Source organism: Achromobacter sp. SLBN-14, assembly GCF_006715415.1.
GTDB lineage: Bacteria > Pseudomonadota > Gammaproteobacteria > Burkholderiales > Burkholderiaceae_B > Achromobacter > Achromobacter mucicolens.
This window is the reverse complement of the sequence record NZ_VFNE01000001.1, coordinates 210,409-225,143: the sequence shown is the minus strand read 5'-3', so window position 1 is coordinate 225,143 and position 14,735 is coordinate 210,409. Positions and strand designations below refer to the sequence as shown.

The window sequence follows — 14,735 nt, the reverse complement described above, 5'->3', positions numbered from 1 at the left end:
CGGCGCTGCAAGTATGATGGCGCAAACTGGATACGGCCCCACTCAATTGGGGCCGTATCACCTTTAGCCAAAGTATGGAGATAACCCCAATGAATAAGCCTTTGGACGGGGGACTGGCAGCCTTGAACGTGCCCGCGTACGTCAAGCACCGCGGACTGATCGACTGGGTTGCCAGTTTCGTCGCGCTGGCCAAGCCCGATCGCGTCGTGTGGTGCGATGGCTCGCAGGAAGAGTACGACCGCCTGTGCGAGCAGATGGTCCAGTCCGGCACCATGCGCCGGCTCAACCCCGCCAAGCGCCCCAATTCCTACCTGGCGTGGTCCGACCCGTCCGACGTGGCGCGGGTTGAAGACCGCACCTTCATCTGCTCGGACCGCGCCGAAGACGCCGGCCCCACCAACAACTGGGCCGACCCGGCCGAAATGCGCGACACGCTGAACGGCCTGTTCGACGGCGCCATGCGCGGCCGCACGCTGTACGTGGTGCCGTTCTCGATGGGCCCGCTGGGTTCGGACATCGCCCACATTGGTGTCGAACTGTCCGACAGCCCGTACGTGGCCGTGAACATGCGCATCATGACGCGCATGGGCAAGCAGGTGTATGACGTGCTGGGCACCGATGGCGACTTCGTGCCCTGCCTGCATTCGGTCGGCAAGCCGCTGGCCGAGGGCGAGGCCGACGTGGCGTGGCCGTGCAACCCCACCAAGTACATCGTGCACTTCCCCAAGACCCGCGAAATCTGGAGCTACGGCTCTGGCTACGGCGGCAACGCGCTCCTGGGCAAGAAGTGCTTTGCGCTGCGCATCGCATCCACGATGGGCCGCGACCAGGGCTGGCTGGCCGAACACATGCTGATCCTGGGCGTGACTTCGCCCAAGGGCCGCAAGTACCACGTCGCTGCCGCCTTCCCGTCGGCCTGCGGCAAGACCAACTTCGCCATGCTGATCCCGCCGCAAGGCATGGACGGCTGGAAGGTCACCACCATTGGCGACGACATCGCCTGGATCAAGCCCGGCCCGGACGGCCGCCTGCACGCCATCAACCCCGAGGCCGGCTACTTCGGCGTGGCCCCCGGCACCAGCGAGCAGACCAACTTCAACGCCATGGCCACGCTCAAGGCCAACGTCATCTTCACCAACGTCGCGCTAACCGACGACGGCGACGTCTGGTGGGAAGGCATGACCGACACGCCGCCGGCGCACCTGGTCGACTGGCAGGGCAAGGACTGGACGCCCGAGATCGCGCGCGAAACCGGCCGCAAGGCCGCGCACCCGAACGCGCGCTTCACCGCGCCCGCCTCGCAGTGCCCGTCCATCGACCCCGAATGGGAAAACCCCAAGGGCGTGGTCATCGACGCGTTCATCTTCGGCGGTCGCCGCTCCACCACCGTGCCGCTCGTCACCGAAGCCCGCAACTGGGTCGAAGGCGTCTACATGGCCGCCACGATGGGCTCCGAGACCACCGCCGCGGCCGCCGGCCAGCAAGGCGTGGTGCGCCGCGACCCGTTCGCCATGCTGCCGTTCTGCGGCTACAACATGAGCGACTACTTCGGCCACTGGCTCAATCTGGGCAAGCAGCTCGAAGCCGCTGGCGCGACCCTGCCGCGCATCTATTGCGTGAACTGGTTCCGCAAGGGGCCGGACGGCAAGTTCGTCTGGCCGGGCTTTGGCGACAACATGCGTGTGCTGCGCTGGATGCTGGGCCGCATCGACGGCCAATCCAAGGGCGTGGACCAGGTGTTCGGCGTGTCGCCCAGCTACCAGGACATCGACTGGACCGGCCTGGAATTCAGCCCGGACAAGTTCGAGCAGGTCATGTCGGTGGACGAGAACGCCTGGCGCGAAGAACTGGCGCTGCACCACGAGCTCTTCGGCCAGCTGTCGCAAGGCCTGCCCGACGAACTGCGCACCACCAAGACCGAGATCGAAGGCCGTCTGGCGGCCTGAGGCTGCTGGATCCGGTGGTCTGAACAGACCCGCCTGCTTTGCGCAGGCGGGTTTTTTTGCGTGCAGCGGGTTCAGCCCGGGGGTTTAAGCCGTCTTGCTGGCCGCGATCCCGTCCAGCGCCTTGGCCACGTCGTCCGGCAATTGCAGCGACGCGGCTGCCAGGTTTTCGCGCAGGTGTTTCGGGGAAGACGTCCCCGGAATCAGCAGGATGTTGGGCGAGCGGCGCAGCAGCCAGGCCAGCGCCGTCTGCATCGGCGTCGCGCCGATCCGCGCCGCGGCGTCGTTCAGGATGGACGACTGCAACGGGCTGAAGCCGCCCAGCGGAAAGAACGGCACATAGGGAATGCCTTCGCGCGCCAGGTCGTCGATCAGCGCATCGTCGGCGCGGTGCGCGACGTTGTACTGGTTCTGCACGCACACGATCTCGCAGATGCCGCGGCCCTGCGCCACCTGCTTGGGCGTCACGTTGCTCAGCCCGATGTGCCGGATCAGCCCTTGCTGCTGCAGGCCGGCCAGCACGGACAGCGGTTCCTCGATGGAGCCTTCCGCCGGACCATGCACGTCGAACATGGCGCGCAGGTTGACCACGTCCAGCACGTCCCGTCCCAGGTTGCGCAGGTTGTCGTGCACCGCGCGGGTCAGCTGTTCGGCCGAGAACGCGGGATTCCAGGACGCATCGTCGCCGCGCACCGCGCCCACCTTGGTCACGATCACCAGGTCATCGGAATAGGGGGCCAGTGCCTCGCGAATCAGCTGGTTGGTGATGTGCGGGCCGTAGAAATCGCTGGTGTCGATGTGGTTGACGCCCGCGGCCACGGCCTCGCGCAGGACGGCCAGCGCGGCGTCGCGATCCTTGGGCGGCCCGAAGACGCCGGGGCCTGCAAGCTGCATGGCGCCGTAGCCAAGCCGGTAAACCTGGCGCGAGCCGAGCGCGTAGGTGCCGCTGTCTGCAAGTTGAGTCATGTCTGATCCTGTTTTCGGTGAAAGGGAGGCATGGGCCAAACGATAGAACTTCCAGCGCGGCCTGATAAGCCAATACAATCCGCACGGCTTGTACGGAAAAACGAACAATGGCGACCGATCTCGATGACCTCAATGCCTTCGTCGCGGTGGCGCGCGCGCAAGGCTTTCGCGAAGCGGCCCGCACGGCCGGCACCAGCGCCTCGCGGTTAAGCGACACCGTGCGCCGCCTTGAGGCGCAACTAGGGGTGCGGCTCTTTAACCGCACCACGCGCTCGGTCGCGCTGACGCAGGCCGGCCAGGAACTGCTGGCCCGGCTGGCGCCCGCGCTGACAGAAGTGGAGGCGGCGCTGGACGCCGTCAACGTGTTTCGCGACAAGCCCGCCGGCACGCTCAGGCTCAATGTGCCGCTCAGCGCCGCGCGGCTCGTGCTGCCGTCCATCGTGCCGGCCTTCCTGGCCGCCTATCCCGACATCCGCCTGGAAGTCGTGGCCGAGGAAAGCTTCGTCGACGTGCTGGCCGCCGGGTGCGACGCCGGCATCCGCTACGACGACCGGCTGGAACAGGACATGATCGCCGTGCCCATCGGCCCGCGCGTGCAGCGCTTTGCGGCAGGCGCCTCGCCCGCCTACCTGGACCGGCACGGGCGGCCCGCCCATCCCGAAGCCCTGATGCAGCACGCCTGCCTGCGCGGCCGGTTTCCCAGCGGGTCGATGCCGCCGTGGGAGTTCGAGCGGGACGGAGAATCGGTGCGCATCGACGCATCGGGTCCGCTGGTCGTGCAGATCGGCGGCGCGGTCGACCTGGCCGTGGATGCGGCCATCGCGGGTGCCGGTGTCATGTATCTGTTCGAAGACTGGCTGCGCCCACACTTCGAAAGCGGCGCGCTGGAACCCGTGCTGGAGCCCTGGTGGCCGCAGTTCTCGGGACCGTTTCTGTATTACTCCGGCCGCCGGCTGGTGCCTTCGCCGCTCAAGGCGCTGATCGACTTCATCAAGGCGCGGCCGATTTCCTGAAAGGTGCGCTCGGTCTCGCCGGCCTGCGCCGTTTGATGCACAATCGCCCCATGCACCTGGATCCCGAAGACCTCGCCAAGATCACGTCCCTGACGCTCGCCCATTACGAAGAGAACGCCGATTCGTTCCAGGCCGGCACGCAGGACCACGACGTCAGCCAGAACATCGCCGCCTTGCTGCGCCATATCGACGGCGAGCCGCCCTTCGACATCCTGGATCTCGGGTGCGGACCGGGCCGTGACCTGAAGACGTTCCTGGCGATGGGGCACCGGCCCGTCGGCCTGGACGGCACGCCGCGGTTTGTGCAAATGGCCCGCGCGGCAAGCGGTTGCGAGGTCTGGGAGCAGGATTTCCTGCAGCTCCAACTGCCCGCAGCGCGCTTTGACGGCATTTTCGCCAACGCCGTGCTGTTCCATGTGCCGGGGCAGGAACTGCCTCGGGTGCTGCGCGAGCTCCATGCCACGCTGCGCCCGCGCGGCGTGTTGTTCAGCTCCAATCCGCGGGGCGGCAACCAGGAAGGCTGGAATCGCGGGCGCTATGGCGCGTATCACGATCTTGAAGGCTGGCGGGCGCTGATGCAGGCCGCCGGCTTCGAGGAGCTGGAGCATTACTACCGGCCCGATGGGCTGCCGCGCGAGCAGCAGCCGTGGCTGGCTAGTGTGTGGCGGCGCCGGGAGTAGGGCGGCGCGGCCCAACGACGGTCCCCTGAAGTTGCCTCATTCAGCCGCCTGGTTCAGGACGCGCTTGTAATGCGCCAAGTCTGCGTCTGAGAAGCAGCAGAAGGTCACCTCTTGAACCGGCGAATCCTGCGACAGGCTTTCGCGGACGGTGTCGACCGCGACCCGCGCCGCCAATTCAATGGGGTAGCCATAGATGCCCGTGCTGATGCTGGGAAACGCAATCGAACCCACGCCTCTTTCTTCCGCCAGCGCAATGCAACGGCGATAGCAGCTGGCTAGCAGCGCCGGCTCTCCGTTATCTCCGCCTCGCCACACAGGCCCCACCGTGTGAATGATGAAGCGCGCCGGCAGCCGATAGCCGCCCGTCACTTTCGCATCACCCGTCTTGCAACCGCCCAGCAGCCGGCATTCATGCACCAGATCGGGACCCGCGGCGCGATGAATCGCGCCATCCACGCCACCGCCGCCGAGCAACGACGAATTGGCGGCGTTGACGACGGCGTCCACGTGAAGCTTGGTAATGTCCGATCGGATAGCGCTTAGGGTAGTGGGCATTCTGAATTTTCCTCTCGATGGAACTGCGCCGGCATGATCCTCGCGCCATTCCCTTGAATAACGGGCCGGCCTATCCGCCCGTCCCGGGGCTTTATTTTTACTTTATCTCGACGTAGTTGCAGGGTGATTCCGCGCAATAGCTGCCCGACTACAATGGCCACCGCCCATGCAGGTCGCTGGGCGGCCATCGCGGACCTCGGCCGGGTAGCGCCGGTGCCGGAAATCTGCTTCCCCTCTCGACGTCCCTCCCATGGTTGCCTCCACGCTCGTTGGCATGCTGTGCGCACATCTCCTGTGCTTTTCCGGCATGTTTCTGCTTATCAGCCGTCGTCTGCCTGGCAACAGGATGGGGATGGACTTCTTTGCCGTCGGCAATCTGCTGCTGGCGGCCGCCTATATCCTGCAACTGATCGAAGGCGGCCCCGCGTGGAGCCTCATGAGCGTCGTCAACCACTGCCTCACGCTGGCCGCCCCAATCGCCTACCTGCTAGGCGCCATGCGGGTCTTCGGACATCAGGTCCGATTGTGGCAGCCGCTGCTGTTGTTCTGCCTCGCCTACGGCATGGCCCAATGCTGGGTGCAATGGCAAATCGGCCCAGAAGCCCGCTACGCCATGCTCGCCGCTTCCGCCACGCTGCTTTTCTTCGCCATGTCCGTCACGGTGCTATGCGGCACGCGCACGTTCGCCAAGGACCTGCGCGCAGAAATGATCTTCTTCGCGTGCCTCATCGGCGGAATCTGCGTATTGAACGCGTTGAAATTCCTGAAAATCATGGAAGGCGGCCTGGACGCGCTGCACATGGACAGCCGCTTCCAGATGATTTTCTACATCTACATGTCAACCCTCGCCACCATCGTGCCGCCGTCGATTGTCTGGCTCGTGCTGCGCCGCTTGACGGACAGCCTGCGGAATATGGCGGCGCGGGACCCGATGACCGACTTGCTCAATCGGCGAGGACTGTCGGACGCGTTGAACCAGTATTTCAATGGGCGGAATGCAAAGCCGGCTTATTTACTGGTTTTGGACGTCGATCACTTCAAACGCATCAACGACACCTATGGCCACCAGGCCGGGGACGAGGTGATCTGCCACGTGGCGGCGTTGCTGCGTGCGGGTGTGCGTCGGGGGGATTTGACGGGGCGGATCGGGGGAGAGGAGTTTGTCGCTGTGCTTCTTGAATCGGAAGTGGCCGATGTCATGGTTCTGGCGGAGCGGCTGCGCGCGAATATCGAGGGGCATCCGATCCATGTCACTGGGCGCCACGAGGCGCTACGCTGCACGGTGACGATAGGCGTATCGGCGCGGTTTGATGGGGCGGATGGGCTGGAGGAGGCGCTTCGGGAGGCGGATGGGGCGCTGTATCGAGGGAAGGCGGGGGGGCGGAATCGCGTGGAAGTGGGCGGCGGTGATAGCGAAGAGGGGATTGCAGGAGGGGTGTTGGCGGGGGCTGGGTTGTGAGCGCTTTGAGTTTGTTAGCAGGGCGCGTTACTGGCTGCGTTTTGAAGTCGCCGTGTTTTTTGGCGGGAGGGATGCTTGGGTAGCTGTCTGCTTCCGGCCAGAAGCAGTCTTTCGGACCGGGAGGGAGTGTCAGAATTTTTGTGTTCTAGGCATTTGCTCTGACGTTGCATCATTAGCTAGCCCGCCGGCTGTGAGTCGATACGGGGCCGGGTAAATCGTTCCTCATAGAGGACGGCGAACTGCTGCATGGCCTCGGTCCAATGGTGTGTGGCCGATCCCCATTTGACGGCGATGTTTCTGAGCGCCAGCCAGAGCAGCTTAATGGCTGCATCGTCGGTGGGGAAGTGGCCGCGCGTTTTGATGATCTTGCGAAGCTGCGCGTTTACGCTCTCTATCGCATTGGTCGTGTAGATCACGCGGCGGATCGCGGGCGGGAACACGAAGAATGGGATGACCTGCTCCCACGCGTCCTTCCAGGCCTTGACGATCATGGGGTATTTCAGTCCCCATGGGCTCGCAGCGAACTCATCGAGCGCCTCTTGCGCGGCCTGAGCGTTCACGGCGGCGTAGATCGGGCGCAGTGCCGCGGCGATGGTGCGCCGCTCCTTCCAGCCCGCGTAGCTCAGACTGTTGCGGATCAGGTGCACGATGCAGGTCTGCAGCGTCCTGGCCGGGAACACGACCTCTAGCGCCTGCGGCATCCCTTTTAAACCGTCGGTGACCGCGATCAGGATGTCCTGCACGCCTCGCGTTTTAAGGTCGTTGAACACCCGCATCCAGAACTTGGCGCCTTCAGTGGTCTCGATCCACAGGCCTAGAATCTCGCGTGAGCCATCCGGCAGCACGCCCAGCGCCAGATATACCGCCTTGTTCTGAACCAGGCCTTCATCCCGGATCTTGACCCGTAGTGCGTCGAAGAACACCACCGGCAGCATCGGATCCAGCGGCCGGTTCTGCCAGGCCTGCACCTCTTCCATGACTTCATCGGTCACCGAGCTGATGAATTCCGGCGACACATCAGTGCCGTATTGCTCGTCCAGAAATGCCCGGATCTCGCGCACGCTCATGCCTCGGGCGTACATCGCGATGATCTTGTCATCGAACCCCGTAAAACGCCGGGCGTGCTTGGGGATCAGGATCGGGGCGAAGCTGCCGTCCCGATCACGCGGGATATCGAGCTTCAGGGGCCCGTCATCGGTCAATACCGTCTTGCGGCTCTTGCCGTTGCGCTGGTTGCTGGACGCCTCGGGACGGGCCTGTCCTGCCGGATATCCCAGGTGCTGACCCAGCTCGGCGCCCAGCGCCCGTTCAATCAACGCCTTCTTCAGCAGCATGAACGTGTCCTGGACCGCCTCAGCCGTCATCGGTCCGGTTACAAGCTCATCGAGTAACTGCTCAGCACTGGCCGGCAGCGCCGGCTTGCTGGACTGCTTCGCGGACTTCGGGGTGCGTGCCATGGTCGGTCTCCTTGAAAACCATCATAGGCCTGCACACAAAAATCCGGACACTCCCTTCGGACCTTGAATTTCAGCACTGACCTTCCCCCACAAATTGGACAGTTCAAAACTGGAAAGTGGCTGCCTCTTTGGGTTGCGCTGACCACTTTTGAACGTACTCACTCGGGGTCAGATGGCCGAGTGAACCGTGAGGACGGTGATGGTTGTAATCGTCCTGCCAAGCTCGCAGTTTTTGCTGCAGGTCGTGCAACGTGATGAATTCATGCACATTCAGGAATTCATCACGCAATCGACCGTTGAACGACTCGATGAGCCCATTATCCGTCGGCTTGCCTGGGCGTGTGTAATCGAGTTTGATGCCGTGTCGGTATGCCCAGTCGTCTAACACCCGAGACGTAAATTCCGTTCCGTTATCGACGGTGATCGCCTTGGGCCAGCCGCGCAGAACCGCAGACCGGTCCAGTGCCTGACCGACGCCCCGGCCCGTTTGCCGAAAGTTGGCCTCTAGACACACACTCTCGCGACTCCATTGATCGATGACGGTCAAGATGCGAACGCTGCGCCCATCGAGCATCTGATCATGAACGAAATCCATGCTCCAGTGCTGGTTCGGCCCGGTTGGCACCGGTGGCTTGCCCCGAAGTAGCGCAATGCGCTTGCGACGTTTGACCTTCATTCGCAGTTGCAAGCCTTCCAGGCTGTAAAGGCGATCCACGCGCTTCTTGCCTACGTTCCAGCCTTCGCGTTGCAGCATCACTAACACGCGCCGGTAGCCGAACCTCGGACGACTCAGGGCAATGTCGCGAATGCGCTGACGCAGCGCGCTTTGGTCCCGCGCATGGCTCTTGGCGTACCAGGTCGACCGTTGCAGCAACGCCAGTGCGCAGGCGCGCTGCACGCTGATCCGGAAGCGCTCGTGCATCCAAGCCGCCAGCTCGCGCCGCTTGGCGGCCTTCAGACTTTTTTTCGCACCACCTCCTGCAGGATCTGCTTGTCCAGTGTCAGATCAGCGACGATGCGCCGCAGCCGTGCGTTCTCATCCTCGAGCTGCTTGAGCTTACGCAGTTCGCTTACACCGAAGTCGGCGTACTTCTTCTTCCAGGTATAGAAGGTCGCCTCGGACACACCAAGCTGCCGACAGACGTCGACCACCGGCGTACCGCTATCTGCCAGTCGCAGCGCATACGTGATCTGCTCTTCGGTAAATCTCGACCGTTTCATGGCTCCTCCTCGCCCCGTTCGGGGCGCTGAGAAGCAACCATACCTCTAGTTTTGACCTGTACGGATATTCCGGGGGCACGTCAAGCACCGATAAAAACTGAGATCCGAATTTTTAGTTTTTCTCGACATGACAGCAGCGAATTTTCCTGTTCAGCTACACTCGCCATACAGTATTAGGCGAACGAGACATGTGCATCACATGTCGTCTAAATTTAATTAGGCTCCACAAAAGCATGCCCCCTTCTCTTTGCGAAATTGATTGGTCCGCTACGGCTGCTTGGGTTCAAGCTATTGGTTCAATTGCGGCCATTGGCGTAGCAATCTGGGTTCCCTATGATATGGACCGGAAGGCTAGAGTGCGTTCGCAAGAAGCTGAGCGCCGAAGGCAACGACACACTCAAATTTCGCTTCTTCCAACTCTTTACGAGCTCCGCTCAAAAACAGCAGATTTCCTGGATGAGCAATCTGGAGAGCCCTCGTTCCTAGGGGTGGAGCGTGACACGTCAGAATTTGACAGCGACTTCTTCGCACTTGTACCAAAGTTCATAGATATTCTGCGTGTGGCGCCCGATGCCGGAGACATTGATGAGCACCTCGCAAGGATTTCTGTCTCTCTGTTTAGAGTAAATGACAACCTCGGCCAAAACACGAAATTGCAGCGCGACGGGTATCACGCAGCATGGATAAATCACAAAGATCTTTTCATTGAGTCAGCCCAATCTATACATGAGCTTGTAGACATGATCATAGGACGCATCGAAACTCATGAAACCTAACAGTTCGTTCAAGCCGACGCCGCTTTGCGGCGCGGCTTAGTTCAGGCGTTATGCATCTCAGGTTGAGCCACGCTTTGACTACAACCATCTCTGAATACTTCGACGTTCGTCAGCGGATTAGCGACTTAGGTTGCCTCAGTCCGGCTGGGTTGGCTTTGCTACCGTCCAACTTTGAAACGGCGTTCGATATTTCCACCTTTCGTCAGGTCTCTACGAGCGCGACTGTCAGGGCGCTATTGAGAACATCTAGTGTTCCATTAGACGAATTTTTTCCAATGAGCAACGCCCTCCTTATATCCAAAACAACGCCTTCGAATGGGTGGCTCCAACGCTGTTTGTTTCTAATGGCATGCTCTCGCAAAATGCCTCCTATTTATCCGTTGCGCTTAGTGTCATTGCAAACTACGCCACCGATTTCTTTAATGGCATGATTGGTGAAAATCAGGTGCAAATGGATATCGTGATAGAGCGATCAAAAAGCAAAATCTGCAAGAAGATAACTTACAAAGGCCCGCCAGAGGGGTTGAAGGATTTGCCGGAAGCCATTAGAGCGGCTTCGGATGAATAATAATCTTTCCCCGCTTGTTTCCACGTTCAACATCAAGGTAAGAAGCCGAAGTATTTCTCTCTATTGCCCGAGACAGTACCTTGCAACAGGAAGCCATTGAAAAGCTCATGGCATTTGGTGAGTCAATTACCTCCGAAATAGCGACTGCCATCGAGAGTGAAAATGAAGATTATGCGAACCTATCACTTGGGTGCGCTTGTGTCACATCGGCTCTGGTTGCGGAACTAAGGATGTGGTTGTTGCTGAAAGAGGGAAAACCAGATGCCGCACGGGACGAATTGGTTACGGCTCAGATGGCTTCGGTTGATGCAGTTTGTGCACTCCCTGGATTTGCCCACCTTGCGGAACACAACCAGAAGCTAGAAGCGATAGAGCATCTTGTTTTTCCGCCTCAAGTGTTCATTAGTTCTGGAATGATTGTGGGAAAGCAAGAATGCTCAATCTGCGGCTCTGAATACGGTGACTGTGATCACTTGGTGGGCAAACCATACATGGGGCGATTTTGCTACATCATTGCCAAAGATCTCTCGCTGGATCATGTGGCTATCGTGGAGCACCCTGCAGACAAGCGGTGTCGAATTCAAAACTTTGATGTGGAAGGAGGATCACGTAATCGAATGACATGGAAAGTTGAGCCATAGAACGATGCATAACAGGTCCGTTAACCGGTTATGTCCAGCATCAGTAATTTGGCGGTCTGCTATGGGTCGGGAGCAGCCGATCGCGAAGAGCTGCAATCGGCCACAGTCGGTCATCCCACTACTGTTTAAGAACGAAAAAAACATAGTTTAAATCTATTTAAGCCTCTCGAAGCTCATGTGCGAAATCAAGCAGTTGGCAGCACTCGAGAACGAATTGCGCCAAACTAGTCGCGCCAAGTTTGTAGATTTCTTTGCAGCCCACGACTACACCAAAGACAGCAAGTCCGTAATCTCGAGGTCTGTCAGCTCTCTGTCCGACACGGGGGCTTTACACTACGGCACTGGCTTGTACGTGATCATGTCTGATTATCAGTTTGAAGAAAATAAGTGCCGCCTGATCGTTGGCGGTCTAAAGGCAATCTACCGAGGCCACTGCTACACAGTAAAGGGGCGCATAGAGAGCCATCTGTTCAATGACCACTATCGCAGCAATCTTCCCGCTAGGGGTGTTCCCTACGACGTTTGCATGAAGCTTGATGATAAGGATGGTATCAATATTTCTGATCCGCCGTACAGCAACTACCGTTGGTGCGTTGTAGTTTACAAGATGGAGGGAAGTTCAAAGATGATGCGAGAGCAAGCGGAGCACGCCTTCGGTGAGGTATTCGGCCGCCCACTCGGGTCAAAAGAGGCTTCGCAAGTAGATACCTAACCTTTCCATCGCGTGGATGTTAATGGTCTGGCTTTCTTCTTTGGGGCAATATCTGGCAGAACGCGTAGTCTCCTGGAGGGGAGTCAGCGTCACGCCATTTCACGATATCCACCTATGTTCAACCTAGACTCGAATCGCACAGAATTGCTGTTTAACGCGTACATTGACGAATTCCACGTCGTTGACAAGGACACGATGTTCGATGCATTATCCAAAGGTACGTTTACAGAGTTTCATACAAAAAGAGCGAGTGTTTATTTTCTTGCCAAAACACGTCGGGTGACTTTTTTTCCAAAAACATTCGCTATTGAGTCTGATTTTTGTTTGAGTGGGAAAATAAAAATAGGAAGTCGAGTCGAGGAAGTGCGTTTTAATGTTGCAAAGATGCTCTTTGAGGCGGCCGGGGACAAGACGCACTTTGCTTCTTGGGAGCTTTGGGCAACGGAGGTGATGTCGGGATGGGATGTAAAGGACGCTCAAAATCTGTCGGCGAGCCAGTTGTATCGAACGTTCAGCGCAATCGACCTTGAACTTTCAAGCGAGGCCTACTTGTACATTGATTGCAAGCTCCTGCAAGGCCTTAAGGGCGGCGATCTGGAGGCTCGCACTGTCGTGAACCCTATTCAGCTTGCTCATATGTTTGATTGGAGTGTTCGACGACATTGAGGTTCTGTATATCGGCAAGAGCAAGGGTAATGTTCTCAATCGGACCCTGAATCACAATAAATGGGGGGCCATTACAAGCGCGGTAAAAGAAGACGAGATGGTGCTCGTATATTTTATGAACATCGCGCACGGTCCGATGGCGAAGATTGCACCTTGTCAGGTATTGAGAGTGGTCGGTGCGGTAGAGGATAACGAACTCGACCGAGATGCGGTAAGCGTGATTACAGAGGCTGCGCTAATCAAGCACTTCTTTAAAGAGAAGGGATTCAACGAGCAAATAGTAAATCAGCCGATTGAAGAGGTGGCTAAGGTAAAAGAGATGCTGGTTGACCGTGGTTACACTGAAGTGCTCGTGGCGGTACAGCTTGATGGGCCCCTCGGCGTGCTTGGTACAGATGCCGCTGGCTATCATAATCACCACGCTGCCCGCTACATGCTGCAGCGACTGTAGTGCTTCCAGAAGGCCGGGTCAGGTCAACATAGAGTTCGCAGCGGCGCCTATTGGATACTAGGGCAACCCTCTTAATGCGTTGAGCGCAGATTTAAATCTGAGGGTGCGCAGGAGGATGGTCGTCGCGGTCGAGCGGGACACGGCAAAGTAAGTTATGGGAATGATTTCCACGGCATAATTTAAATTAGTTGACGTTCAATTAGTACCATGAGAGGGCCATTGCTATCCCGCTAGGCGGAATGATTCTAATGGGTCGGAAGCGGACGGCCACGAGGGTCTGCAATCGGCCACGAGCAGTGGTTAAACTGGCGGACCTCAAATCTCTTGGGCCATGCTGGCCGTCTCAAGAAGACTCCCATCGCGTTTTAAACCGCGCCGAAGACCCCGCCGAGATCCTGCGGGAAATGAAGCGCCTCCGGACTCAGGCTCCAGGAACGACGCGCATGGATCCCACACAGAACGCAGCTAAAGAGACGCAGGCGAGGGAATATTTACTGCTGGCTGCGACCGCAGCAGTCGTCACAATGCAAAACACCCAATGAAGTTCATTGGGTGTCGAGGTCGTAGCTGGCTACTGATGCCGTCCCGGAGGTGTCAACCCATGTGAGACGGGTTGCACAACAAAAATCAATCAACGGGTCCTAATCTACGCCGTTATCGAAAACCGAGATTGCGAAGTGGCAGCGGAAGTTGCTTTCAAATCCAAAATCTCCCCGCCCACCGCCTTCGCTATGATTGCGGCGCGAATCGAGCCCAAGTTGCTGGAGGAATCACTCGGAAGATCCAGGCCTTTCAGTTGTTCGGCGTATTGATCGGTGATCTCTATGACGCCAGACTTATAAATGGTCGCAACACGCTGATCGCCCTTCATCACAGCCTTAACTGCATTTTGGGGCGAGTTGTCGGCTGGAAGGCGAGACATGCCTCGTTCTACTTCCTCCGCTTTGCGCAGCGCTTCAGCCGAAGCCTGCAAATTATGAGCAAAGTTAGCGGTCGGTTTGACCAGCGGAAGATTCAGGTCCGCAATGCTGCGGTACTTCACCGTTAACGGTATGCCTTTGGAAATGTCCATAAAACGAATCTCCCTCTGTTAAAAGTTTCCAATCACTGAAAAAAGCAGTCCGACTGTTAAGACAGTCCGATCCATCAGTCGATTCTACGAATCCCTGAACCGAATTGATGCGCAAAATAGCGCCCACCTTCATGGCTATTTGTGCCATTGCGCCTGGTTTCAGAACAACGCGCAATCGCGCAGATTGGACGAGCAGCTAAAGAGCACCGTCAATTCGCTGGCAGTTTGTCGGGTGGCGAGCAGCAGATGTGCGTCTTGGCTACACCTTTGTCAGCAACGCATTGGACGTGATCTGTATCTTCCCAGTGCCAGACCTAGGGCTGTGAGAAGTCCCCCTCAATGCCCTGCGCTTCGCAATACAGTGGTTGGCAACGGCCCCCTGCTAATGCACGACTTTCGCGGACCGACACCTTCGTTGCCGAAGGGGGCCGAGCTGATTTGGTGTGGCCCGAAGATGCTCCACGGCTTGCGCGCCTTCAGTCTGCGCTGCGGATCTGCAAACGCGAGCCACCTGGATTAGCAACAAAAGCCCGCTGGTATTTCCCCAGTTCTTTC

At 58.8% G+C, this 14,735-nt stretch carries 15 protein-coding genes; 10 read left to right on the top strand and 5 right to left on the bottom strand.

Features of this window, described 5'->3' with window-relative positions; translation table 11 throughout:
• Positions 1–89 precede the first annotated feature (89 nt).
• Positions 90–1,946: a phosphoenolpyruvate carboxykinase (GTP) gene (locus FBY20_RS01000; protein ID WP_056316142.1), complete on the top strand. Its 1,857-nt coding sequence runs from the start codon at positions 90–92 to the stop codon at positions 1,944–1,946.
• 84 nt (positions 1,947–2,030) lie between these two features.
• On the opposite strand, the gene FBY20_RS00995 is transcribed toward FBY20_RS01000, so the two are convergent.
• The gene (locus tag FBY20_RS00995; protein WP_142049435.1) at positions 2,031–2,909 is read right to left on the bottom strand and encodes an aldo/keto reductase family oxidoreductase; all 879 of its coding nucleotides are present in this window, start codon (positions 2,907–2,909) and stop codon (positions 2,031–2,033) included.
• 107 nt (positions 2,910–3,016) lie between these two features.
• On the opposite strand from FBY20_RS00995, the gene FBY20_RS00990 reads away from it, so the two are divergent.
• A complete protein-coding gene (locus tag FBY20_RS00990) occupies positions 3,017–3,922 on the top strand; it encodes a LysR family transcriptional regulator (RefSeq protein WP_142049432.1) in 906 nt (301 codons plus the stop codon).
• 50 nt (positions 3,923–3,972) lie between these two features.
• Positions 3,973–4,602, top strand: a complete 630-nt coding sequence (locus tag FBY20_RS00985; protein ID WP_142055760.1) for a class I SAM-dependent methyltransferase — start codon at positions 3,973–3,975, stop codon at positions 4,600–4,602.
• 36 nt (positions 4,603–4,638) lie between these two features.
• On the opposite strand, the gene FBY20_RS00980 is transcribed toward FBY20_RS00985, so the two are convergent.
• Entirely contained in the window at positions 4,639–5,157 is a 519-nt protein-coding gene (locus FBY20_RS00980) for an O-acetyl-ADP-ribose deacetylase (RefSeq protein WP_142049430.1), read from the bottom strand.
• Between the two features lie 250 nt (positions 5,158–5,407).
• On the opposite strand from FBY20_RS00980, the gene FBY20_RS00975 reads away from it, so the two are divergent.
• The gene (locus FBY20_RS00975; RefSeq protein ID WP_142049427.1) at positions 5,408–6,616 is read left to right on the top strand and encodes a GGDEF domain-containing protein; all 1,209 of its coding nucleotides are present in this window, start codon (positions 5,408–5,410) and stop codon (positions 6,614–6,616) included.
• A 176-nt stretch (positions 6,617–6,792) separates the two neighbouring features.
• Here FBY20_RS00975 and FBY20_RS00970 read toward each other — a convergent pair whose 3' ends face one another.
• Both FBY20_RS00970 and FBY20_RS00965 read right to left on the bottom strand, forming a co-directional pair.
• Positions 6,793–8,073 (bottom strand): IS256 family transposase, encoded by a 1,281-nt coding sequence (locus FBY20_RS00970; RefSeq protein WP_142049424.1) that lies wholly within the window; start codon positions 8,071–8,073, stop codon positions 6,793–6,795.
• 103 nt (positions 8,074–8,176) lie between these two features.
• Positions 8,177–9,294 (bottom strand): IS3 family transposase gene (locus FBY20_RS00965; RefSeq protein ID WP_255452197.1). Its coding sequence is split into 2 segments (ribosomal slippage): positions 8,177–9,033 and positions 9,033–9,294, totalling 1,119 coding nucleotides; the frame shifts between segments, so codons are not numbered across the junction.
• A 233-nt stretch (positions 9,295–9,527) separates the two neighbouring features.
• Between FBY20_RS00965 and FBY20_RS00960 the strand changes: the two genes are divergently transcribed.
• The 6 genes from FBY20_RS00960 (at position 9,528) to FBY20_RS00935 (ending at position 13,108) form a co-directional block, all read left to right on the top strand.
• A complete protein-coding gene (locus tag FBY20_RS00960) occupies positions 9,528–10,070 on the top strand; it encodes a hypothetical protein (RefSeq protein ID WP_142049418.1) in 543 nt (180 codons plus the stop codon).
• A gap of 319 nt (positions 10,071–10,389) precedes the next feature.
• A complete protein-coding gene (locus tag FBY20_RS00955; RefSeq protein WP_142049415.1) occupies positions 10,390–10,638 on the top strand; it encodes a hypothetical protein in 249 nt (82 codons plus the stop codon).
• Positions 10,639–10,718: 80 nt separating this feature from the next.
• Positions 10,719–11,279, top strand: coding sequence for a hypothetical protein (locus FBY20_RS00950; RefSeq protein ID WP_142049412.1), 561 nt, complete (start codon positions 10,719–10,721; stop codon positions 11,277–11,279).
• Between the two features lie 175 nt (positions 11,280–11,454).
• Entirely contained in the window at positions 11,455–11,991 is a 537-nt protein-coding gene (locus FBY20_RS00945; protein ID WP_142049409.1) for a hypothetical protein, read from the top strand.
• Between the two features lie 114 nt (positions 11,992–12,105).
• On the top strand, positions 12,106–12,657 hold the full coding sequence (locus FBY20_RS00940) for a hypothetical protein (RefSeq protein WP_142049406.1): 552 nt from the start codon (positions 12,106–12,108) through the stop codon (positions 12,655–12,657).
• Positions 12,641–13,108 (top strand): hypothetical protein, encoded by a 468-nt coding sequence (locus FBY20_RS00935; protein ID WP_142049403.1) that lies wholly within the window; start codon positions 12,641–12,643, stop codon positions 13,106–13,108. The genes FBY20_RS00940 and FBY20_RS00935 overlap by 17 nt, the downstream gene beginning before the upstream one ends.
• Positions 13,109–13,754: 646 nt before the next feature.
• Here the strand turns inward: FBY20_RS00935 and FBY20_RS00930 are convergent.
• On the bottom strand, positions 13,755–14,180 hold the full coding sequence (locus tag FBY20_RS00930) for a hypothetical protein (protein ID WP_142049400.1): 426 nt from the start codon (positions 14,178–14,180) through the stop codon (positions 13,755–13,757).
• Positions 14,181–14,735: the final 555 nt, after the last annotated feature.

Excerpts from the sequence above, each read along its gene's own strand:
- FBY20_RS01000 (WP_056316142.1), top strand. The coding sequence starts at position 90 with ATGAATAAGCCTTTGGACGGGGGACTGGCAGCCTTGAACGTGCCCGCG.
- FBY20_RS00995 (WP_142049435.1), bottom strand. The coding sequence starts at position 2,909 with ATGACTCAACTTGCAGACAGCGGCACCTACGCGCTCGGCTCGCGCCAG.
- FBY20_RS00990 (WP_142049432.1), top strand. The coding sequence starts at position 3,017 with ATGGCGACCGATCTCGATGACCTCAATGCCTTCGTCGCGGTGGCGCGC.
- FBY20_RS00985 (WP_142055760.1), top strand. The coding sequence starts at position 3,973 with ATGCACCTGGATCCCGAAGACCTCGCCAAGATCACGTCCCTGACGCTC.
- FBY20_RS00980 (WP_142049430.1), bottom strand. The coding sequence starts at position 5,157 with ATGCCCACTACCCTAAGCGCTATCCGATCGGACATTACCAAGCTTCAC.
- FBY20_RS00975 (WP_142049427.1), top strand. The coding sequence starts at position 5,408 with ATGGTTGCCTCCACGCTCGTTGGCATGCTGTGCGCACATCTCCTGTGC.
- FBY20_RS00970 (WP_142049424.1), bottom strand. The coding sequence starts at position 8,073 with ATGGCACGCACCCCGAAGTCCGCGAAGCAGTCCAGCAAGCCGGCGCTG.
- FBY20_RS00960 (WP_142049418.1), top strand. The coding sequence starts at position 9,528 with ATGCCCCCTTCTCTTTGCGAAATTGATTGGTCCGCTACGGCTGCTTGG.
- FBY20_RS00945 (WP_142049409.1), top strand. The coding sequence starts at position 11,455 with ATGTGCGAAATCAAGCAGTTGGCAGCACTCGAGAACGAATTGCGCCAA.
- FBY20_RS00940 (WP_142049406.1), top strand. The coding sequence starts at position 12,106 with ATGTTCAACCTAGACTCGAATCGCACAGAATTGCTGTTTAACGCGTAC.
- FBY20_RS00930 (WP_142049400.1), bottom strand. The coding sequence starts at position 14,180 with ATGGACATTTCCAAAGGCATACCGTTAACGGTGAAGTACCGCAGCATT.